The sequence below is a fragment of the Acinetobacter sp. FL genome (assembly GCF_040744925.1).
Lineage (GTDB): Bacteria > Pseudomonadota > Gammaproteobacteria > Pseudomonadales > Moraxellaceae > Acinetobacter > Acinetobacter radioresistens.
The window spans coordinates 546,754-566,450 of record NZ_CP160437.1 but is presented as its reverse complement, the minus strand read 5'-3'; the positions used below and the strand labels follow the sequence as shown (position 1 = coordinate 566,450).

General features: G+C 42.9%; 21 protein-coding genes. 6 read left to right on the top strand and 15 right to left on the bottom strand.

Going from position 1 to position 19,697, the window contains the following annotated elements; all coding sequences use genetic code 11:
* Positions 1-121: 121 nt before the first annotated feature.
* Complete coding sequence (locus ABZP31_RS02605) at positions 122-850, top strand: energy transducer TonB (RefSeq protein WP_367156886.1); 729 nt, start codon at positions 122-124, stop codon at positions 848-850.
* 40 nt (positions 851-890) lie between these two features.
* On the opposite strand, the gene ABZP31_RS02600 is transcribed toward ABZP31_RS02605, so the two are convergent.
* Positions 891-1,313, bottom strand: coding sequence for a YqaA family protein (locus ABZP31_RS02600; RefSeq protein ID WP_075040872.1), 423 nt, complete (start codon positions 1,311-1,313; stop codon positions 891-893).
* 71 nt (positions 1,314-1,384) lie between these two features.
* Positions 1,385-2,002, bottom strand: coding sequence for a glutathione S-transferase N-terminal domain-containing protein (locus ABZP31_RS02595; protein ID WP_005023517.1), 618 nt, complete (start codon positions 2,000-2,002; stop codon positions 1,385-1,387).
* A gap of 327 nt (positions 2,003-2,329) precedes the next feature.
* Between ABZP31_RS02595 and ABZP31_RS02590 the strand changes: the two genes are divergently transcribed.
* Positions 2,330-2,806, top strand: a complete 477-nt coding sequence (locus ABZP31_RS02590) for an Hsp20 family protein (RefSeq protein ID WP_005016188.1) — start codon at positions 2,330-2,332, stop codon at positions 2,804-2,806.
* A 66-nt stretch (positions 2,807-2,872) separates the two neighbouring features.
* Here the strand turns inward: ABZP31_RS02590 and infC are convergent, their stop codons facing one another.
* Both infC and thrS read right to left on the bottom strand, forming a co-directional pair.
* Positions 2,873-3,424, bottom strand: a complete 552-nt coding sequence (infC, locus tag ABZP31_RS02585) for a translation initiation factor IF-3 (protein ID WP_080548202.1) — start codon at positions 3,422-3,424, stop codon at positions 2,873-2,875.
* Positions 3,425-3,429: 5 nt separating this feature from the next.
* The gene (gene thrS / locus ABZP31_RS02580; RefSeq protein ID WP_005016194.1) at positions 3,430-5,352 is read right to left on the bottom strand and encodes a threonine--tRNA ligase; all 1,923 of its coding nucleotides are present in this window, start codon (positions 5,350-5,352) and stop codon (positions 3,430-3,432) included.
* 391 nt (positions 5,353-5,743) lie between these two features.
* On the opposite strand from thrS, the gene ABZP31_RS02575 reads away from it, so the two are divergent.
* The 3 genes from ABZP31_RS02575 (at position 5,744) to ABZP31_RS02565 (ending at position 8,257) form a co-directional block, all read left to right on the top strand.
* Positions 5,744-7,387 (top strand): acyl-CoA synthetase, encoded by a 1,644-nt coding sequence (locus tag ABZP31_RS02575; protein ID WP_005023514.1) that lies wholly within the window; start codon positions 5,744-5,746, stop codon positions 7,385-7,387.
* 77 nt (positions 7,388-7,464) lie between these two features.
* Positions 7,465-7,887 carry a DUF1810 domain-containing protein gene (locus tag ABZP31_RS02570; protein WP_005023512.1) on the top strand — a complete coding sequence of 141 codons (423 nt, stop codon included), beginning with the start codon at positions 7,465-7,467 and terminating at the stop codon, positions 7,885-7,887.
* A 142-nt stretch (positions 7,888-8,029) separates the two neighbouring features.
* The gene (locus tag ABZP31_RS02565; protein ID WP_016801106.1) at positions 8,030-8,257 is read left to right on the top strand and encodes a DUF2789 family protein; all 228 of its coding nucleotides are present in this window, start codon (positions 8,030-8,032) and stop codon (positions 8,255-8,257) included.
* Positions 8,258-8,313: 56 nt separating this feature from the next.
* On the opposite strand, the gene yjgA is transcribed toward ABZP31_RS02565, so the two are convergent.
* The 9 genes from yjgA to mazG form a co-directional block, all read right to left on the bottom strand.
* Positions 8,314-8,850, bottom strand: coding sequence for a ribosome biogenesis factor YjgA (gene yjgA, locus ABZP31_RS02560; RefSeq protein ID WP_367156885.1), 537 nt, complete (start codon positions 8,848-8,850; stop codon positions 8,314-8,316).
* 2 nt (positions 8,851-8,852) lie between these two features.
* Positions 8,853-9,122: an HPr family phosphocarrier protein gene (locus ABZP31_RS02555; protein ID WP_005016209.1), complete on the bottom strand. Its 270-nt coding sequence runs from the start codon at positions 9,120-9,122 to the stop codon at positions 8,853-8,855.
* Entirely contained in the window at positions 9,119-9,970 is an 852-nt protein-coding gene (gene rapZ / locus ABZP31_RS02550) for an RNase adapter RapZ (RefSeq protein WP_005016211.1), read from the bottom strand. The genes ABZP31_RS02555 and rapZ overlap by 4 nt, the downstream gene beginning before the upstream one ends.
* 32 nt (positions 9,971-10,002) lie before the next feature.
* On the bottom strand, positions 10,003-10,848 hold the full coding sequence (gene panC, locus ABZP31_RS02545; protein WP_005016212.1) for a pantoate--beta-alanine ligase: 846 nt from the start codon (positions 10,846-10,848) through the stop codon (positions 10,003-10,005).
* Between the two features lie 3 nt (positions 10,849-10,851).
* On the bottom strand, positions 10,852-11,661 hold the full coding sequence (gene panB, locus ABZP31_RS02540) for a 3-methyl-2-oxobutanoate hydroxymethyltransferase (protein WP_005023504.1): 810 nt from the start codon (positions 11,659-11,661) through the stop codon (positions 10,852-10,854).
* A gap of 37 nt (positions 11,662-11,698) precedes the next feature.
* Positions 11,699-12,187 carry a 2-amino-4-hydroxy-6-hydroxymethyldihydropteridine diphosphokinase gene (gene folK / locus ABZP31_RS02535; RefSeq protein WP_005023499.1) on the bottom strand — a complete coding sequence of 163 codons (489 nt, stop codon included), beginning with the start codon at positions 12,185-12,187 and terminating at the stop codon, positions 11,699-11,701.
* Complete coding sequence (gene pcnB / locus ABZP31_RS02530; RefSeq protein WP_005023496.1) at positions 12,184-13,635, bottom strand: polynucleotide adenylyltransferase PcnB; 1,452 nt, start codon at positions 13,633-13,635, stop codon at positions 12,184-12,186. The genes folK and pcnB overlap by 4 nt, the downstream gene beginning before the upstream one ends.
* Before the next feature lie 135 nt (positions 13,636-13,770).
* On the bottom strand, positions 13,771-14,187 hold the full coding sequence (locus ABZP31_RS02525) for a ComEA family DNA-binding protein (protein ID WP_367156962.1): 417 nt from the start codon (positions 14,185-14,187) through the stop codon (positions 13,771-13,773).
* Between the two features lie 16 nt (positions 14,188-14,203).
* The gene (gene mazG, locus ABZP31_RS02520) at positions 14,204-14,965 is read right to left on the bottom strand and encodes a nucleoside triphosphate pyrophosphohydrolase (protein WP_034679623.1); all 762 of its coding nucleotides are present in this window, start codon (positions 14,963-14,965) and stop codon (positions 14,204-14,206) included.
* 136 nt (positions 14,966-15,101) lie between these two features.
* Here mazG and ABZP31_RS02515 point away from each other — a divergent pair, with 136 nt between their 5' ends.
* Complete coding sequence (locus ABZP31_RS02515; protein ID WP_017400779.1) at positions 15,102-15,878, top strand: SDR family oxidoreductase; 777 nt, start codon at positions 15,102-15,104, stop codon at positions 15,876-15,878.
* Positions 15,879-15,958: 80 nt separating this feature from the next.
* On the opposite strand, the gene ABZP31_RS02510 is transcribed toward ABZP31_RS02515, so the two are convergent.
* Both ABZP31_RS02510 and rlmD read right to left on the bottom strand, forming a co-directional pair.
* Positions 15,959-18,265 carry a bifunctional (p)ppGpp synthetase/guanosine-3',5'-bis(diphosphate) 3'-pyrophosphohydrolase gene (locus ABZP31_RS02510; RefSeq protein ID WP_005016224.1) on the bottom strand — a complete coding sequence of 769 codons (2,307 nt, stop codon included), beginning with the start codon at positions 18,263-18,265 and terminating at the stop codon, positions 15,959-15,961.
* 33 nt (positions 18,266-18,298) lie between these two features.
* Positions 18,299-19,690, bottom strand: a complete 1,392-nt coding sequence (gene rlmD / locus ABZP31_RS02505) for a 23S rRNA (uracil(1939)-C(5))-methyltransferase RlmD (protein WP_005023487.1) — start codon at positions 19,688-19,690, stop codon at positions 18,299-18,301.
* Positions 19,691-19,697: the final 7 nt, after the last annotated feature.

The following is a 19,697-nucleotide window of genomic DNA, read 5'->3' as shown; positions in this document are numbered from 1 at the left end:
GCCTAGGCCTTTTCAGACTTCTTTTATATTGTCATCTGGATAGAAACAGATAATACTTAGCCGCCAGAGCTGGCCGAACGGGCAATGGCTCACTTTATCTAATAATGAAATGAATAAACTTATGAAATATGCTCTTCCTGTTCTATTTCTAATGGGCCTGCCGCCAAGTATAAGTTATGCTGCAGCACCAGCAACCATGAAGCTTACTCCACAAACCAGTTCTGCATTACCTGCACATTTAACAACACGCATTCAGTGGGTCCGTTTTCCTCAGCCAGTTTATAAAGATGAGGATTTAAAGGGCCAAGATCGCCATGCCATCATTCGTATTTATGCAGATGAAACAGGTAAGGTTAATAAAGCTGCAATTCAGGAAAGTACGGGTATTAAAACTCTTGATGACATCCTGCTGAATGCTGTGCAACAAGCTCAAGTCAAAGCCTATATTGAAAATGACACAGCTTTGCCAGTGATTGGCTATCAGGCTTTTAGCCTGAAATTAGACGATAATGCCGATCAGGACTGTCTTTATAATTTTAATTCAGAAAACTGGCTGGCTCAGCAACAGCATAAAAAAGTTCCTTTCCAGTATCTAAATCAACCTCAACTGGAAATTAATCGCGACCAGTTGAATGGTTATGATCGTAGCATTAAATTTAGTTTTAAAAGCAATAAACACGGTAATATCAAAAAAGTAAAAATACAGCAGGGTTCAGGAACCTACGCACTTGACCAGGCAGTAATACAGGCGGTTTCACAGGTACAAATTTCTACTCCGCGTAAATTCTGGATTTATAAAAAGTCACACTTTAAAGACCAGATTTATTTTAAGCTGGAAGAATGCCAGTAAATTTCCAGAAATACAGGGAGTAGCTATTCTACTTCCTGTATTAAAATAAAATATAAGCTAAATAAATAAAAAGATAACGTCCTGTTTTGGCCACGGTCACCATCAACAGAAATCTTAAAAAATTTTCTTTTAACAGCCCCGCAATTAGGGTAATCGGATCACCAATGACTGGTAACCAGCTAAGTAACAGTGACCAATATCCATATTTATAATAAAAGTTCTGTGCTTTTTGTATCTTGGCTTCAGATACCGGAAACCACTTCTTATGCTTATAGTGTTCAATATGAATTCCCAGCCACCAATTTATGCATGAACCTAAAATGTTTCCGCCACTGGCAACCATTAATAGCAATAGAGCTGAATAATGTTGTTGCGCAAGCAAACCAAGCAATACTGCCTCAGACTGCAAGGGCAATAGAGTCGCTGCACCAAATGCAGATATAAACAGTAGAAGGTATGCCATTGAAGATCAGTCCCAGATAAGGACTGAAGTATAAACTGTCTCTATGGCTGGGTTATCTACTCTACAATAAATTAAAGCTGAATAGATAAAGCCCGCTGTATGGCAGGACGTGCTGTTAGGCGCTCTACATATTCTTTCACATATGGATAGTCTTCTAACTGAATTCCCTGCCATTCATAGCGTAAAATCCAGGGTAAAATTGCCATATCTGCAATAGAGTACTCCCCAGCTACAAATTTTTGGCCGATGAGCTGTTTGTTTAATACGCTATACAAGCGCTTTGTTTCATTTAGATAGCGCTCTATGGCATATGGAATTTTTTCCGGCGCAAAACGGCTAAAATGATGATTTTGCCCAAGCATCGGGCCAAGTCCGCCCATTTGCCACATTAACCATTGTTCAACCTCTACCCGTTCCTGCTCATCCTGTGAATAGAAAAGGCCTGTTTTGCGACCTAAATATTGCAAAATTGCGCCTGATTCAAAAACAGAAATAGGTTCACCACGTGGCCCATCCTGATCAACAATTGCCGGAATTTTATTGTTAGGAGAAATTTTCAAAAAGTCTGGCTGAAACTGGTCATTTTCCATAATATTGATCGGAAAAATCTGATAATCCAGCTCCATTTCTTCAAGGGCAATCGTAATCTTATGGCCATTTGGCGTAGCCCAATAATACAGATCAATCATTTGTTATCCTTTCACTGCTATAGTTATTGTCATGAACAAACGCATTATATCTGTCTTTATAACACAGTTTTATAAATAACTTCTGTGACTGCACCATTAAAACGTTGAAGTTTATGACTAAAACAACCCTATTTAAAGTGCACAAATTCTCATAGCAAGAGATTTGAGAATTTTTTAAAAAAATCTCTCTTGATTTTTTTACTGGCATACCGATATATCTAGTACAGCAATGATCTTCCGGATATTGCTGGTAATTACTGTTGATGCCAAGCGTAACAGTAGTTCTTGTTTATACAACTTTGCTGAACTCATCAGGAGGTTATATCAATGAGTAGCGTAAGCCTTAGTCCACTCTTCCGTCGTAGTATTGGTTTTGACCGTTTAAATGATTTATTCGACTACGCCATGCAAAGTGAGGCACCGAACTATCCACCTTACAATATTGAAAAGCTGGGCGATAATCAGTACCGTATTGTGGTGGCAACTGCCGGTTTTAAACAGCAGGAATTGGCGATTAATCTGGAAAACCGGGTTCTGACTATTACCGGCAAGCCAGACAATGAAACAGGTGATCATAGTGTTGAGTACCTGCATAAAGGGATTGCACGTCGTTCCTTCAAGCTTTCATTACGTCTGGACGAGCATATTGAAGTACAACAAGCTGATTACGAAGATGGCTTATTGATCATCGAATTGCAGCGAATTGTGCCTGAAGAGAAACTGCCACGCCAGATTGCAATTGGCCGTAAAGCTAATGAAAGTGAAGCTGGCAAAGTCTATGAGATTCCTGCTTCTCAAGAATAAAGGGTTAGATTTTTAACTCTTCAATAAAAAAGCACCGCATTCGCGGTGCTTTTTGATATGAGATAATTACTTTTTCTTTTTCGGTCCAAGTAACATACCCATTTGACGGCCTTCCATTTTTGGTGCCTGTTCAACTACACCAATTTCAGCGACATCTGCTTCAATCTTTTGCAATTGAGCCAAACCAAGTTGCTGATGAGCCATTTCACGGCCACGGAAACGTAAAGTAATCTTTACTTTATTTCCTTCTTCCAAGAACTTGATAATTGCACGCAATTTAACTTGGTAATCACCAACATCAGTAGCTGGACGCAACTTGATCTCTTTGACTTGCACCTGATGCTGTTTTTTCTTTGCATCTTTTTGCTTTTGCTTTAGGTCAAACAAGTGCTTGTTGTAATCCATGATTTTACAAACAGGCGGTTCTGCATTAGCAACGATCTCGACCAGGTCAAGATCTGATTCTTCTGCAGCACGCAACGCTTCAGCAAGTGAAACGATTCCTTTTTGTTCACCATCCGCAGCAACGAGGCGTACTTCTTTCGCACGGATCTCGTCATTAATGGCAGGACGGTTACTCTTAGCACCTTGTTGCTGGTTACGGTCAGGCTGTTTAATCTTTATTACTCCACAATATACCGGCCGCGTTCGGCTACGGCTACTTTCACTAAGTCATTGAAGGCATCAATAGACATAGTACCTAAATTTTTTCCTGAGCGGGTACGCACGTTGACCGTACCTTCCTCTACTTCCCGATCACCTAAAACCAGCAAGTAGGGAATGCGCTCAAGTGTACGTTCACGAATCTTAAAGCCGATTTTCTCATTTCTCAAGTCAGAAATTGCACGAATTCCGTTTTCCTTGAGTTTGGCCACTACCTGCTCGCAGGCCTGTGCCTGAGAATCGGTAATGTTCATGACACATGCTTGAACTGGCGCAAGCCAAGGCGGCATAAAGCCCGCATAATGTTCAATAAGTATACCAATAAAACGTTCAAAACTGCCAAGAATTGCACGATGTAACATAACCGGCTGATCACGTTCATTATCTTCAGTCACAAATGAAGCATCTAAACGTTCTGGTAAATTAAAGTCACACTGGATTGTACCACATTGCCAGACACGGCCTAAGCAGTCTTTCAGTGAGAATTCAATCTTCGGACCATAGAATGCACCCTCACCCGGCTGCAGCTCCCATTCTAAACCTGCCGCATCAAGTGCATCTGCCAGAGATTTTTCAGCCATGTCCCAAAGTGCATCATCACCTACACGTTTTTCTGGACGTGTAGACAGCTTCATCTGTACATCTTCAAAACCGAAATCTTTATAGACGTCCAGAGTCAATTTGATGAAGTCTGCAACTTCAGGCCCGATCTGCTCTTTGGTACAGAAGATATGTGCATCATCTTGAGTAAAGCCGCGAACACGCATAATACCATGAAGTGAACCAGACGGCTCGTTACGGTGGCACGAACCAAATTCAGCCAGACGGATCGGCAGGTCACGATAAGATTTCAGGCCCTGATTAAACACCTGAACATGACATGGGCAGTTCATTGGCTTTACGGCATAGTTACGGCTTTCAGAGTGGGTCGTAAACATATTGTCGGCATAGTTAGCCGCATGACCCGATTTTTCCCAGAGTGTAAAGTCTACAATCTGTGGAGTCTTGATTTCTAGATAGCCATTATCCTGCTGTACTTTACGCATGTACTGCTCAAGAACCTGGTAAATAGTCCAGCCATTCGGGTGCCAGAACACCATGCCTGGTGCCTCTTCCTGCATATGGAACAGATCGAGCGCTTTACCGATTTTACGGTGATCACGCTTTTCAGCTTCTTCAATACGCTTGATATAAGCCGCAAGCTGTTTCTTGTCTGCCCATGCAGTACCATAGATACGTTGCAGCTGTTCATTCTTGGCATCTCCACGCCAGTAAGCGCCAGAGATTTTAGTCAGTTTGAATGATTTCAAGAATTTGGTATTAGGTACATGTGGTCCACGGCACATATCCAGATAGTCCTGATGATAATACAGCCCCATCTGGGTTTCTTCTGGCATGTCTGCAATCAGACGTAATTTATACTCTTCTCCGCGTGCAGTAAATTCAGCAATTACTTCATCACGGGGGGTCATTTTCTTGATGACATCATAATCCTGATCGATGAGCTTTTTCATACGCTCTTCAATCGCTGCCATATCATCCAGAGTAAACGGACGTGGCATCCAGATGTCGTAGTAGAAACCTTCTTCAATGACCGGACCAATCACCATTTTTGCTTCTGGAAACAGCTGCTTAACTGCATGACCCACTAAATGTGCGCAAGAATGACGGATAATCTCGACGCCTTCTTCATCTTTCGGAGTAATGATTTGCAAGGTTGCATCTTCTGTAATGAGGTCAGAAGCATCAACCAGTTGACCGTTTACACGACCGGCAACTGTATTTTTTGCAAGCCCGGGTCCAATGCTTTGGGCAACGTCCATAACAGAAACAGCTTGATCAAACTGTTTTTGATCGCCGTTTGGCAACGTGATAATTGGCATAAAATGAATCCTTAAGGAGTGATGCCCCGTACCATAGGGCATTTCACCGCGAGATTATGATCGAGGAAAACCTCAAAAATATAAAAACGGTGGATAGAACAAATTTCGTTAAGAATTTTACACGTCTTGGCTTTATGAAGAAACAGCAAAAACGATAAAATCCTGTGTTGTGAGTGATTTAGTTTATTGTACATAATGAACTGAACCTACAAAACAGCTTTCACCATAATTTGAAAGAATAATATCTTAGTTTTAGAATCAAAATTAAATATTTGATTTATATAGTAATTAAACAGAAACTAAGACTAAAGCATAAATGAAGTCTGGACCTGAAAGACCTATCTTTTCATAAACTGAAAGAATAAAACAATGATGAAAGGGAGTTATAAAAATGGTGAGTGCTTATGATGAATTACCGCGCACCCCTGCAAATTTCGTGGCACTTTCCCCTCTACGTTATCTAGAACGTGCGGCATATATCTACCCTCATCAGGCAGCGATTATTCATGGTTCACGCCAGATTAGCTGGCGGGAAACCTATCAGCGCTGTCGGCAGTTTGCCGATCAGCTGCAAAAGCTGGGTATCCAGAAAAACGATACTGTATCGGCGCTTTTGCCAAATGTGCCTGCGATGATTGAGGCACATTTTGCTGTACCAATGGCAGGGGCAGTTCTGAACACCTTAAATACCCGCCTGGATGCCAAAACCTTAGCGTTTATGCTCGAACATGCAGAGAGTAAAGTTTTACTGGTCGACCCTGAGTTTTCTACTTTAGCAAAAGAAGCGCTGGGACTGGTTTCACAAGATATTTATGTCATTGATGTGGATGATGCCGAATATGAAAACTGCTTTAATGCACCCATTGGTGAAATTGAATATGAAGACTGGCTGACTGAAGGCAATGCTGATTTTGAATGGCATCTACCGCAAGATGAATGGGATGCTATTAGTCTGAACTATACCTCAGGCACTACCGGCAACCCCAAGGGAGTGGTTTATCATCATCGCGGTGCGTATATCAATGCTGCAAGTAATATCATTGCCTGTGGCATGACGCCACGTGCAACGTATTTATGGACCCTGCCCTTATTTCACTGTAATGGCTGGTGTTTTGCCTGGACCATGGCAGCAAATGGTGGGACCAATGTCTGCCTGCGCAAAGTTGACCCAGAACTGATCTTTAAACTGATTGCCGAGCATAAGGTGGATTATTTCTGTGGAGCTCCAATCGTGCTTTCCATGCTGATCAATACACCAGCAGAGAAACGAACTTATTTTGATCATCGCGTTGAAGTCATGGTGGCTGGTGCTGCGCCACCTGCTGCAATTATTGAAGGCATGCGTAATATTGGTATCAATGTTACGCATGTTTACGGATTGACAGAAACTTATGGCCCATCTGCACTTTGTGCATCACAGGCAGGCTGGAGTGACCTGACCATACAGGAGCAGGCACAATTACATTCACGTCAAGGTGTTCCATATCCGCTTCAAGATGGTATGAAGGTACTTGACCCAGAAACCATGCTACCTGTGCCAAATGATGGACAGAGCATGGGGGAAATCATGTTCCGCGGTAATATTGTCATGAAGGGTTATTTAAAAAATCCGGAAGCAACAGCAGAGGCGTTTAAAGGGGGCTGGTTCCATACCGGTGATCTCGCCGTATGTCAGCCTGATGGCTATGCCAAGATTACTGATCGTGCCAAGGATGTAATTATTTCGGGCGGAGAAAATATTTCATCACTTGAGGTTGAAGAGGTGCTTTATCAGCATCCGGCAGTGCTAACTGCTGCAGTAGTTGCCAAACCGGACCCACGCTGGCAGGAAGTACCCTGTGCTTTTGTGGAGTTAAAAGAGGGTATAAGTATTTCTGCGGAAGAACTTACTGAACACTGTAAACAGGGACTAGCCCGCTTCAAGGTGCCTAAAGAGATCATCATCACTGATATTCCGAAGACCTCCACCGGAAAATTGCAAAAATTTATTTTACGTGAATGGGCCAAGGAGCGCTCAGTAGGTGAATTTGGCTAAAATAGCCAATTCTAAATGACGTACTCCATACCAGCCAGCTTAACTGCTGGCTTCCATTAAAAATAGGAGTAAGTAAAATGGCGGATTTAAACCGTTTTATACAAGCTCAGGCACAATATTATAATCAAGCACTGGATGAGCTTAGAACCGGACATAAGCGCAGCCACTGGATGTGGTTTATCTTTCCACAGCTTAAAGGATTAGGGCATAGCCATGCCGCGACCTATTACGGTATCAATAACCTGGAAGAAGCCCAAGCTTTTCTGCGTCATCCAATTTTGGGCCAGCGTTATCTGGAACTCTGCCAAGTTCTAGCTGACTTATCTGAAACAGATATTCATATAATTTTCGGCTCGCCTGATGACATGAAATTAAAATCCTCTTTAACACTGTTCAAGAGAGCCAGTGAGCACAAAAATCCTTTATTTCAAGTTTTGCTAGACAAATATTTTCAGGGAGCTGAAGATCAGCGAACGTTGCAGCTTTTATCTCATTCTTGAAGTAAAGATATAAATCTCTATATAGTTATATACATAGCAAGTTAGATAAATTATTAAACTTTATCTATTTCATTATTTTAAATACTATAAAAATCCTATTTACATAAGGAGAATAGCAGTGAGCAGTAAAACTACTACGCGCATGACCCATTTATTTCAGCAGCTCGGGCTTGATTCTTCTGAAGCAGCTATTGCTCAATTTATTGAACAGCATCAACTGGCTGCTCCTGTCTATATCAGTGAAGCTAATTTCTGGACCACTGCACAAAGCCAGTTTATTCGGGAACACATGAAGTCAGACGATGACTGGGCCATTGTCATTGACCAGCTCAATGAATCACTGCATGAAGATTCAGTTAAAAAATTATAATGCATTCAGTGATTATAATAAAAAAGCGGCATATATACCGCTTTTGCTTAACTGTGTTATCTCTGATCCGAGATTAAAGCAACCTGCTGGATATAGTTGACCAGTTTGTGTTTAGATTCAAGCAATTCTTCTTCACTTACCTGCTTGGCAACATCACGCTGAATTCGCAGCAGATGTTGACGTAAAGTATGGCGTTCAGCAGCATTATAAAGTTTTACAAACTCATTAATAACCGGATTACCCTGGTCAATAATACGGTCTACCCAACGCATGAGCTGTGCCTGTTTTTTTGCACCTTGCTGTGGCGTCAGGTAAGAGAGAATCATGGTTTCATCTTCATTACGCAGCAGCTTACCGATCCGCTGGAATTGACGCCGACGGGCTTCATGTGAAGTTATTGATTCAACTTCCAGTAAAGCGTCTATTAAACGCTCTTCTACCGGCAGCTTCTCAATTTGCTTACGTGGCAGCTCTGCCAGTTGTGCACCTAAAGCAGCCATGCGCTGAACTGCTTTTTTTTGTTCAGTTTTACTTGCACGTCCCTCTAAAACTTCAAAGTCTTCTTCAGTAAAACGTGTTGGACGACGCGCCACAGTTATTCAGCCTCATAAAATTTTGCTGCAAATAATGCCTGAATTTCCGATAAAGCTTTTTCTTCATCCGGACCGTCAATCACAATTCGCAAAGTGGTACCCTTACCTGCACCAAGCATGAGTAAGGACATAATATTTTTTGCATCAATCAGTTTATCATTTTTACCGATCTGAATTGAAGAACGAAACTTGGTCGTAACCTCAATCAACTTACCTGATGCACGCGCATGTAAACCTAGTTTGTTAATTACGTCAACTGTTGTATCAATCATGACCAGTGCTTCATTTCTCTATGTAAGACCTGAATAGACCATTGTGCCTCAAGCGATTTTTTTAGTCTATCCACGATATAAACTGAACGATGTTGCCCACCCGTACATCCGATCGATACTGTCATATAATGACGATGGCCTTTGGCAAAGGCCGGGAGCCACTTGTTGAGAAAGTGGTAAATATCCAAGAACATCTCATTGGGTTGATCACTTGATTCAAGGAATTTTCTTACCGGCTCATCCAGTCCCGAATACTTGCGTAATTCCAGGTCCCAATGCGGGTTGGGCAAATGCCTTACATCAAATACATAATCTGCATCTAATGGAATGCCATGCTTATAACCGAATGACTGTAAAATCAGGATTAAACGGTTAGCTTGGCCCAATTTTGAAAGCAAGGTGTGTTTCAGGTCATGTACACTTTTATCAGTCGTATCAATATGTACAGTGGCACGAAACTGAATAGGCATGAGCAGCTGTTTCTCTTCCTGAATACATTCATTCAGGCTCTTAAACCGGCTCGCCAAAGGATGCGGACGTCGTGAAGCACTAAATCGCGCAATCAGTTCCTGATCCTGTGTAGTCAGATAAATGACATCAACTGACCCATGCTGTTGTAACTGCTCAAAAACCTGATCAAATTCTTGTAAATCGGCCCGGGTACTACGTACATCTACACCAAGTGCCAGCTGCTCAAGATTATTTTCACGATCTAATTTTAAAACAATTTCTGTCAGCAATGCCAATGGCAGGTTGTCGATACAGTAATAACCCAAATCTTCAAGAACCTGCAATGCAGATGATTTTCCTGAACCGGATTGTCCTGTCACGATCAAAATACGCTTCATGGCAATAACTGTCCTTATTATATCTTTATGCTTCAGTGAGAATAATTGACCTGCAAGTTGTCAATCAGACGTGTATTTCCAAGCTTGGCTGCTACAAACAATACAAGACTCTGATTAAACTCATGTACAGCCTGGAGCTCAGGCGTGCGCGCCTCTACATACTCCACAACCAGACCCGCCTGTGTCAATTGGCTTTTCACATGATCTAACACTTGTGATAAAGCTTGGCCCTGCTGTAACTCGAGTTCAGCATTTTTTAAACTTTGATAAATTGACGGAGCAAGCTGACGTTCTTCAGTACTCAGATAACCATTACGTGAACTCAAAGCCAGTCCATCTGCAGCTCGGGTAATTGGCACTCCAATGACCTCGAGAGGCAAATTCAAATCACGTACCAGCTGGCGAATGACTGCCAATTGCTGATAATCTTTCTGGCCAAAAAATGCATAATTCGGCTGTACTATATTAAACAGCTTGGTTACGACTACAGCTACACCATCGAAGTGACCCGGACGTGATTTCCCACACAGATCATCCGTAATTTTACCCACGCTAATATTGGTCAGACGAGGTTGTGAACCATACATTTGCTCTACACTTGGTGCAAAAATTATATCGCAGCCAGCATCTGCCAGCAGGTGACTATCCTGCTCCAGGGTACGCGGATAATTTTCGAAATCTTCATTCGGCCCAAACTGGATTGGATTTACGAAAATACTGACGACAACAACATCACATAATTTACGTGCCTCACGCACTAAATTCAGATGACCTTCGTGTAAATTTCCCATAGTCGGTACAAAACCGATAATTTTACGCGCTGTACGAGCAGGATTTAGAGAGGCACTTAATCCTTGAATGGTCACTTCAGTTTTCATAAATTACAACTCAACCTGGAAAGTATGTTCTCTAGCTGGAAAAGACTGATTCTGTACTGCCTGATGGTAGGCCTTGAACGCATCCAGAATCGCAGTTTCACCACTTTGCTCTTTCATAAAATTACGCACAAAGCGTGCTACACGCCCAAAAGACAGTCCCAACATATCCTGTACGACCAGTACTTGGCCATCCGTCTCTGCACCAGCACCAATACCGATCACTGGAGTATGCGGAAACAGTTCAGTAATTTCTTTACCCAGCTGGGCAGGTACACATTCGAGTAATAATACCGCTGCCCCTGCTTCAACTAATGCTTTACAGTCAGCAATTAGCTGATCAGCGGCTTCACGACTTTTTGCCTGTAGCTTGTAACCACCGAGAACATGAACAGACTGCGGCGTTAGACCAAGATGTACACAAACCGGAATACCATTACGGGTCAGATTCTGTACTGTTTCAGATAACCATGCCCCACCTTCAATCTTGACCATCTGAGCACCGGCCTGCATTACGATGCGAGCATTTTTGAGCGCATCTTCCAGAGTGGCGTAACTCATAAAAGGAAGATCAGTCATAATCATGGCATGCTGATTACCACGACGCACTGCAGCAGTATGATAAGCCATATCTTCAACCAGTACCGGTAATGTTGAGTCATGACCCTGAATTGTCATTCCCAGTGAATCACCAATCAGAATAGAATCAATTTCAGCAAGTTCCATGGCTTTTGCCATACTGGAATCATAGCAAGTCAGGCAAGAAAATTTACGCCCCTGAGCTTTGAACTGTCTTAAATCACTCAGACTAATCATGAAGATATCCTCTTGCACAGTATCTTAAATATATAGATTAAATGCTGGCCCATTGTTCATCGGCCAAAACAGTAAGTTCTGATTGCTGGACCAAATCCAGTTGTTGAAGTAGCTGTCCATTTACGCTGAGACTCACATTCAGATCAAGCAGTGGAATAACAACAAAATCCCGCTCCAGCAGTCCAATATGTGGCACATTCAGCCGTTCATGTTGTATAGACTGCTGACCATAAAGCAAAAGATCCAAATCTAGTGTCCGCTCGCCCCACCTGCGTAGACGCACCCGCCCGGCTTCCTGCTCAAAAGCTTGCAACTGATCTAATAGAGGCAAAGGCTCAAGCACAGTTTCAAGCTGTGCTACGGCATTATAATAATGCGGCTGGTCTTGAGGCCCCATAGGCGGACTCTGATATAACCTGGAAACTTTTACCGGCCCCAACGTACTAAGTCTTGATACAGCTTGAGTTAAAATCTGGCGTGAGTCACCGAGATTGCTGCCTAGGCCAATATAAGCAATGGTACTCATTGTGTTGGTCCAAATACCACTTGACTGAGGTCACGCTTTACCCGTTTGCGCTTCATAATCGGATGATCACTATTGAAGTCTCCCACAGATTCTGCTGCTTTAACCGCTTCATGATCAACCTCCGGCTTACGTGCTTTTCTAGCACGTCGGCTACGCGGTTCGGGGATATCGACTAAGGGTTCAATTTCCAGATGCTTTACTTCATCCAGTACATCTTCGTTCTGTTTACGGCGATTCTTGGCACGCTGCCGGTTATACTGACTAATAGTTTTTTCTTTTTCATCAGCTCCCATATTCTGGTAAGCATCCCACCATTGCCCCATTCCCTGAGTCGTTGGGTCCCCTGCCTTCTCACGCAATAATAAAAAGTCAAAGCCGGCACGGAAACGCGCATGGCTGGCCAAGGCTTCAATTTGCTGAGGTTTCGGATTCAGCAAACGGCTCTGCATTTCCCAGACTTCACGAATAAAGGTTTCTGCAAAACGTGGAATAACAGTACGTGTGGCTTGACGCTTAAGTACATCCAGCCCAGCCTGAGCACGCGCCTCAGCAGCGACAATACCTTTACCGCTATAAAATTCATAGCGCTCCAGGAAGGGCTCCCAAAGTAGTACAGCATAGAAGAATGCTGGATTAATAGTTTTACCGATCTGAATACGATGATCAGTATTTTTCGCAGCCAACTCTATAAAGGCAGTAATATTCGGGCGGATATCTGCAAATAACTGCTTCCAGATATCAAAATCAATAAGCATCGGTAGCACACGTGCCAGGTGCCCCATAGTAAACAGCTTTTGTGATTCGTCATACAAACGGTGCGGAGACACATCACGGAGCAGTTGTGCCAGCTCGGCTGTAAAAATTTTCAGAATAGCTGGATCAATTTTGAAATTCAGTTTAGCTGCAAAACGCAAAGTGCGTAGCATCCGTACTGGATCTTCTTCAAAACGCTGTACCGGATCACCAAGCAAACGCAAGGTTTTATTTTTGATATCCTGAACCGCATCACAAAAATCAAGCACAATACCTTTATGCGGCTGATAATACAGGGCGTTAATAGAAAAATCACGGCGGGAAAAGTCTTGTTCGATACTGCCCCAGTTATTATCACGCAGGATCATGCCTGAGGCACTGGTCACAGCTTTTTTAGGAGGAGCACGAAAAGTTGCCACTTCAATCAGTTCACGGCCAGAATACACATGAGCCAATTCAAAACGGCGGCCAATAATACGGCAGCGACGCCCAAATACATCCTTGATCTGTGAAGGAGTTGCATTGGTTACAGCATCGAAATCTTTAGGGTTTAACCCCAGCATCAGGTCTCTTACACCGCCACCAACGATATAAGCTTCATAACCGGCCTTGGTTAAACTTTCGATAACATCTAAAATAGAAGAAGGTAATTGAGTGGTTGATAAACCACATTTTGACGCGCGCAAAGTTTGCAAAAGACGCTGTCTCCTACGTCAGGACGTAAATTTGCTAAGATGCTGTAATCATAGCTCCAACATGATTAAAGGGCAATTTGAATCTCAATATTGCCCTATTGTTTGTTGAGTTCTTATATCAACTAGCGTAACAACTTACAATGTCAGACGCGATTTATTTTTTTCAAATACCTTGGGCCCAATGCCTTTGACCTTCTGCAAATCTTCGATGCTATTGAATTTTCCATTTTTGTTACGATATTCCACAATTGCCTGAGCTTTCTTTTCGCCCACGCCACTCAGTGCCTGCTGCAACTGATCAGCAGTACCACGGTTCAGACTCACTTTTTCTGTACTGATCTGGGCTGCTTGTCCCGATGATATCGTCATTGAACCAGTTTGCTGCAATAGGCGGCGGTCATGATCCAATTGCTGGTTTTTCCATTTCAAATAAGAATCATCAAACTGTTGTGCCTGTACCTGACCAGCACTTACTAGCCAGAGACACCCCAGCAAACCCAACATTGGAGATAATATTTCTTTTAACCGGAAAAATTTATTGATGTTTTTCATCACGATATAGAGCTCTTCATTTTAATTGTTGTTTAGCTTGCTCCCAGAGTTGATCCATTTCTTCCAGACTCAGCTGTTCTAAAGTTCGCTGTTGCTGTATGGCCTGATCCTCGATAAAAGCAAAACGGGTTCTAAATTTATGGATGGTTGAAAGTAAAGCCATCTCACTGGAAACATGAAGTTTACGGCCTACATTGATCAGTGAAAATAGACAATCGCCAAACTCATCCATAATTTCATCGGAATTTTGATGATATATCGCCTCTTTCAGTTCGAGTAACTCCTCTTCAAGCTTCCTATAAGCACTGTTTACATCCGGAAAATCAAAACCGATTTTTGCCACATTCTTCTGTATTTGTTCGGCCTGAACTAATGCTGGGCCATGCTTGATTTCATTTAGCCGGGCAGCAGGCTTACCTTGTTTTTCCTGCTGCTTAATCTGCTGCCAGAGCTGGCTGACATCTTCTTGAGTTAGACGATCAGATTGTTCAGCCTTAAACACATGGGGATGACGACGCACAAGTTTCTGAGAAATCGCCTGGACCACATCCTGAAAATCAAATGCACCTTGTTCACTGTACATCTGTGCCTGGAATACTACCTGTAGCAGCAGATCTCCCAGTTCATCACGGATTTCGCTTATATCGCCTTCACGTATTGCGGCTTCGACCTCATAGGCTTCTTCAATTGCATAGCGTGTCAGGCTCAAGGGTGTCTGTTCGCGATCCCATGGGCATTTTTGCCGGAGTTCCTGCATAATCGCCAATAGCTCCTTAATTGACTGCTCTGAATTTTTCATCTTTTGTCCTGCTTTACATTCACCTGTGCCAAATCATGTGGCTTTTGTTAAGATAGGCCTGCAATAACAGTCAGGCTGATTGTTAATAATTAAAATATCAATAAAGAGAATAAGTATGACACACAGTATATTGATCAGTGGTGCAGCTCAAGGAATTGGCGCCGCAGTTGCACGGCTCTTCTACCAGAAGGGTTACAAAGTTGGTCTATATGATATTAACTACGCACAAGCACAGCAATTGGCACAAGCTTTAGGATCCAATGCAATGGCGGGGCAACTGGATGTTTCCGACTATCATCAATGGAACATGGCATTAGACGAATTTGTTAGCTGGGCTGGAGAACTCAATATTCTGGTTAATAATGCAGGAGTTTTATACTCTGGTGCTTTTGAAAATACACCAATTTCTGCCCATCACCGTACAGTTGACATTAATATTAAGGGTGTAATAAATGGTTGCCATGCAGCGTTACCTCACTTAAAAACAGCCTCTTTTGCACGCGTGATCAACCTCTCTTCTGCCTCAGCTATTTATGGACAGGCTGACCTGGTTTCCTATTCAGCCAGCAAGTTTGCAGTACGCGGTATTACCGAAGGGCTTGATGTAGAGTGGCAAAAATTTGGAATTCGTGTTTTAGATGTTATGCCATTATTTGTACAGACTGCTATGGTAAAAGATATGGATGCCGGCACCATCCAGAATATGGGTATTTCGTTGACACCAGAAGATGTTGCCCAAAAAATTTATCAGCTTGCCAATATGAAAACTACTTTTTTGACTCCTACACATCAACCAGTTGGCCTAAAAACCAAATTTCTTTTTCAGCTTTCACAGATCAGCCCGCAATTTATAAACCGCCTGACTAATCTGGCTTTAAGCCGAAAAAAATAGATTAAAAAATTTCTACTTCTACCGATTAAAATAAAAATATGCTTCTCACTAGAAGCATATTTTTTTTAGAAATTTTAGATCTAATTACCTTGAACCAGACGGCGTGCGCTGATAATTCCTGGTTGCTGCTCCAAACGGGCAAGCAAACGTGATAATTGTGCTAGCCCTTTAACCTCAATCAACAACTTCATATTGGCAATACCATCAGCTTCAGAGATAGTATTGACCTGCCGGATATTGATCTGGTCTGCAAAGATGACCTGAGTCAGATCTTTAAGCAGACCGCGACGGTCATAGGCTTCTACCACAATCTGCACACTCTGGCCACGAGTAGGCTGCATTTCCCAGTCTGCTTCAACTGCACGCTCAGGCTCTTGACTGATCATACGCATATAATCCGGGCATCCCACCTTATGAATGCTGACTCCTCGGTTTAAGGTAATATAGCCCGCAATACTTTCACCGTGTACTGGCTGACAGCATTGGGCAATATGCAACTCGACATTGTCCAGCCCGTCGATCAGGATACCATGCGCCGATAAAGTATGACTGGCACGTGGATTCAGTGTCGGTTTGAGTACCAGCTCAGGCTCGTCCTGATCCAGATGCATGTGCCGGTTCACCTGATTAATTAGGGCATGCAGGCTCAGGTCTCCATTCACCAGCCCAATCAGAATATCATCACCACTTTTAACGTTAAAATGATTGCAATAATCACTTAAATCAATGCTCTTTGGATGAATTGCCAGACGCGATAACTCTTTATTCAGCAGATCACGCCCCACTTCAAGATTTTTGCTCCGGTCCTGCTGTCTGAACCAGTGACGCAACTTATCGCGTGCTCGCGCGGTGCGAATATAACCTAGAGAATTCACCAGCCAGTCCCGGTTCGGTTCCCGGTCTTTTTTGGTAAGAATTTCTACCTGCTCACCTGTTTTCAGGCTGTAGGTTAAAGGGACGTAACGCTGGTTGACCCGTGCGGCATAGCATTTGTTGCCGACTTCAGTATGTACATGGTAGGCAAAATCAAGTACGGTCGAACCCCGGGGTAATTCTTTAATGTCACCATCACGGCTAAAGACATAAATTTTCTCAAAATCCTCAAATTCTTGAATATGCTCAAAATTCTCGGTTTCATCACTCTGCTGATAGCCACTACTTTCATTACGCTCCTGATAATGCTCAAGAACCGCCCGTAAAGAATGCAAGCGATGATTAAAGGAATGGTCAGTGGTTTTAGAACCTTCCTTATAGTTAAAGTGTGAACATACACCAAGCTCAGCTTCTTCATGCATGTCATAAGTCCGGATTTGAACCTCTAGAGACTTATTTTCTGCAATTACTGCGGTATGCAAGGAGCGGTAACCATTGCCTTTAGGGTTGGTAATATAGTCATCGAACTGATGCGGTATATGTCGCCAGATTTGATGCACGATCCCGAGAGCGTGATAACACTCTGGTACGCTGTGCACGAGTACCCGCAAAGCACGAATATCATAGAGCTGATCAAAACTTAAGCTCTTGCTTTTCATCTTACGGTAAATTGAATAAATATGTTTGGCACGGCCGGTAATCTCTGCCTCGATCCCGTAATCAGCCAGTTCATTTTTCAGTTTATCGATGACAAATTGAATATAATGTTCACGTTCCAGACGTTTTTCATTGAGTAAAGATGCAATTTCTTTATAACGCTCAGGAGCCAAGTAGCGAAATGCCAGATCCTCAAGCTCCCACTTAAGCTGTGCAATGCCCAAACGGTGCGCCAGTGGCGAGTAAATCGTCAGAATTTCCCGTGCTACCCGCTCCTGACGCTCTTTAGAAGACTTAGCCAGTTCACGCAAGGCATACGTACGTTCAGCCAGCTTAATTAAGACCACACGCACATCTTCAGTGACTGAAATCAGCATTTTATAAATGCCGGTCAAATGCTCGCGCTGATTATTATTAAAATGATCTTCGAGACGTTTATTTTTTTCAATCAGTTCAGAGAGTTTACCCATGGCCAAGGTGCCCTTGACCAAGTTATAGACATTCTCACCAAATCGTTCCTGCACCAGTTCAAGACTGGTAATCCCTTCACGTACACTGCGGTACAACATAGCCGCTGAGAGCGTATCTTCATCTACATGCAGATGCGCCAGAATATCTGCCATTTCCACACCCGTATAAAAGGTGTTGGATCGGTGATTGACGTTGGTTTCCAGCTCTTTTTCTAATGTTAGCTGAGCGACTTCTTCTAGCTGCTTCAGCTCTGCCCCACCCAGAATATCACGCACGCGGTCTAGCCATGAGACTAAATCCAGCTGTGCTTCTTCGGCATGCTCGACAGTCGCTTCATCAGACAACTCGGTTAGTCGTCCAGGAAGCTGCTCACGTACTGTGACCATACCCTTCTCCTATACACATGTAACTCATGTTTTTTAATCGGTTATCTTGTTAATTTTTTCAAATAACACAATTGATTCTACGTGCCCGGTATGAGTAAACATATCCATCACACCAGCTTTTTTTAACTGATACCCATGCTCTACCAAAATACCTGCATCTCTTGCCAGAGTTGCTGGATTACATGAAACATAAACGATTCTTTTCGCATTAAAATTAGGAAGATAATGCATTACTTCTTCTGCTCCTGCCCGCGGAGGATCAATTAATAATGCATCAAAACCCTGCTTTGCCCAAGAATGAGAAGAAAAATCTTTTGTTAAATCTTGTGAATAGAAATGCACGTTCAATAATTCATTGCTACGGGCATTTTCAGTACCGCGTTTAACCATATCTTCACTTCCCTCTACAGCAATTACTTGACCGGTCTCACCTACACAGCGAGCCAGAGGTAAAGAAAAGTTTCCTAATCCACAAAACAGGTCAAGTACACGCTCACCTGGCTGTAGATTTAGCAAATTACATGCCAGACTGACCATTTGCGAGTTCACTGTAGAGTTAACCTGAGTAAAATCTAGTGGAGAAAAAGCAAAATCGATATCGAACTCTTCCAGACGATAATGCAAATAATTTGATGCATCCGGCTGATCTAGCCGATACAAACTCTCTGGTCCAGCAGGCTGCAAATATAGTTGCCACTGCCTGCTTAACGCATATTGTGTTAACTGGTTGACATCAACTTGAGGTAATTTCTCTATATTACGAATGACCAAAGCAATATCGTGATCACCCATGGCCAATTCTATATGCCCAATGGCTGCTTTGGCTGTTAGACTTTCGAGTAACAATTGTAGCCCATTTAAGTGGTCAGCCATAGCTCGGTCCAGCACCTTGCAGGTCTGAATAGAGACCAGATGATTAGTTTGACGCTCACGAAAACCAAATTTCAGCTTTTGCTCTTTAGCTAAAAAGCGCACCCCTATACGGGCTTTACGACGGTAGTCTTCTCGGGTCGAACGTAAAGCGGGTAGCCACTCTTCAGGTTCAATGGCAGCAAAATGCTTAAGATGTGAAGCTAGGACATCTTGCTTGAAACGGATCTGTTCATCTGGGTGCATATGTTGAAGACTGCATCCTCCGCATAGACCAAAATGCGGACAGACGGGTTCAATCCGATATGAGGATGGCTCACTCAGTAATTGAACACTGTCTGCTTCTTCCAATCTTTTGGTGTGATGAGTGATTCGGGCCTGAACAGTTTCGCCTGGCAAGGCACCGGTAATAAAAATCTTTTTACCCTGCTTTTCTGCCGGATGTCCCGGCTCATTTCCATAGTGAGCAATACCCCGTCCTTCATGGGAAAGCGCCTCAACCTTAAATACATAGTGCGCAGGTTGAGCCGAACGCGGTTTAGCTTTGTGTCTCAAGGAAATA

Bases quoted from the DNA above. Each gene is read 5' to 3' on its own strand.
- ABZP31_RS02605 (WP_367156886.1), top strand. From the start codon at position 122: ATGAAATATGCTCTTCCTGTTCTATTTCTAATGGGCCTGCCGCCAAGT.
- ABZP31_RS02600 (WP_075040872.1), bottom strand. From the start codon at position 1,313: ATGGCATACCTTCTACTGTTTATATCTGCATTTGGTGCAGCGACTCTA.
- ABZP31_RS02595 (WP_005023517.1), bottom strand. From the start codon at position 2,002: ATGATTGATCTGTATTATTGGGCTACGCCAAATGGCCATAAGATTACG.
- ABZP31_RS02590 (WP_005016188.1), top strand. From the start codon at position 2,330: ATGAGTAGCGTAAGCCTTAGTCCACTCTTCCGTCGTAGTATTGGTTTT.
- thrS (WP_005016194.1), bottom strand. From the start codon at position 5,352: ATGCCAATTATCACGTTGCCAAACGGCGATCAAAAACAGTTTGATCAA.
- ABZP31_RS02575 (WP_005023514.1), top strand. From the start codon at position 5,744: ATGGTGAGTGCTTATGATGAATTACCGCGCACCCCTGCAAATTTCGTG.
- ABZP31_RS02570 (WP_005023512.1), top strand. From the start codon at position 7,465: ATGGCGGATTTAAACCGTTTTATACAAGCTCAGGCACAATATTATAAT.
- ABZP31_RS02565 (WP_016801106.1), top strand. From the start codon at position 8,030: ATGACCCATTTATTTCAGCAGCTCGGGCTTGATTCTTCTGAAGCAGCT.
- ABZP31_RS02555 (WP_005016209.1), bottom strand. From the start codon at position 9,122: ATGATTGATACAACAGTTGACGTAATTAACAAACTAGGTTTACATGCG.
- rapZ (WP_005016211.1), bottom strand. From the start codon at position 9,970: ATGAAGCGTATTTTGATCGTGACAGGACAATCCGGTTCAGGAAAATCA.
- panC (WP_005016212.1), bottom strand. From the start codon at position 10,848: ATGAAAACTGAAGTGACCATTCAAGGATTAAGTGCCTCTCTAAATCCT.
- panB (WP_005023504.1), bottom strand. From the start codon at position 11,661: ATGATTAGTCTGAGTGATTTAAGACAGTTCAAAGCTCAGGGGCGTAAA.
- folK (WP_005023499.1), bottom strand. From the start codon at position 12,187: ATGAGTACCATTGCTTATATTGGCCTAGGCAGCAATCTCGGTGACTCA.
- ABZP31_RS02525 (WP_367156962.1), bottom strand. From the start codon at position 14,187: ATGAAAAACATCAATAAATTTTTCCGGTTAAAAGAAATATTATCTCCA.
- ABZP31_RS02515 (WP_017400779.1), top strand. From the start codon at position 15,102: ATGACACACAGTATATTGATCAGTGGTGCAGCTCAAGGAATTGGCGCC.
- ABZP31_RS02510 (WP_005016224.1), bottom strand. From the start codon at position 18,265: ATGGTCACAGTACGTGAGCAGCTTCCTGGACGACTAACCGAGTTGTCT.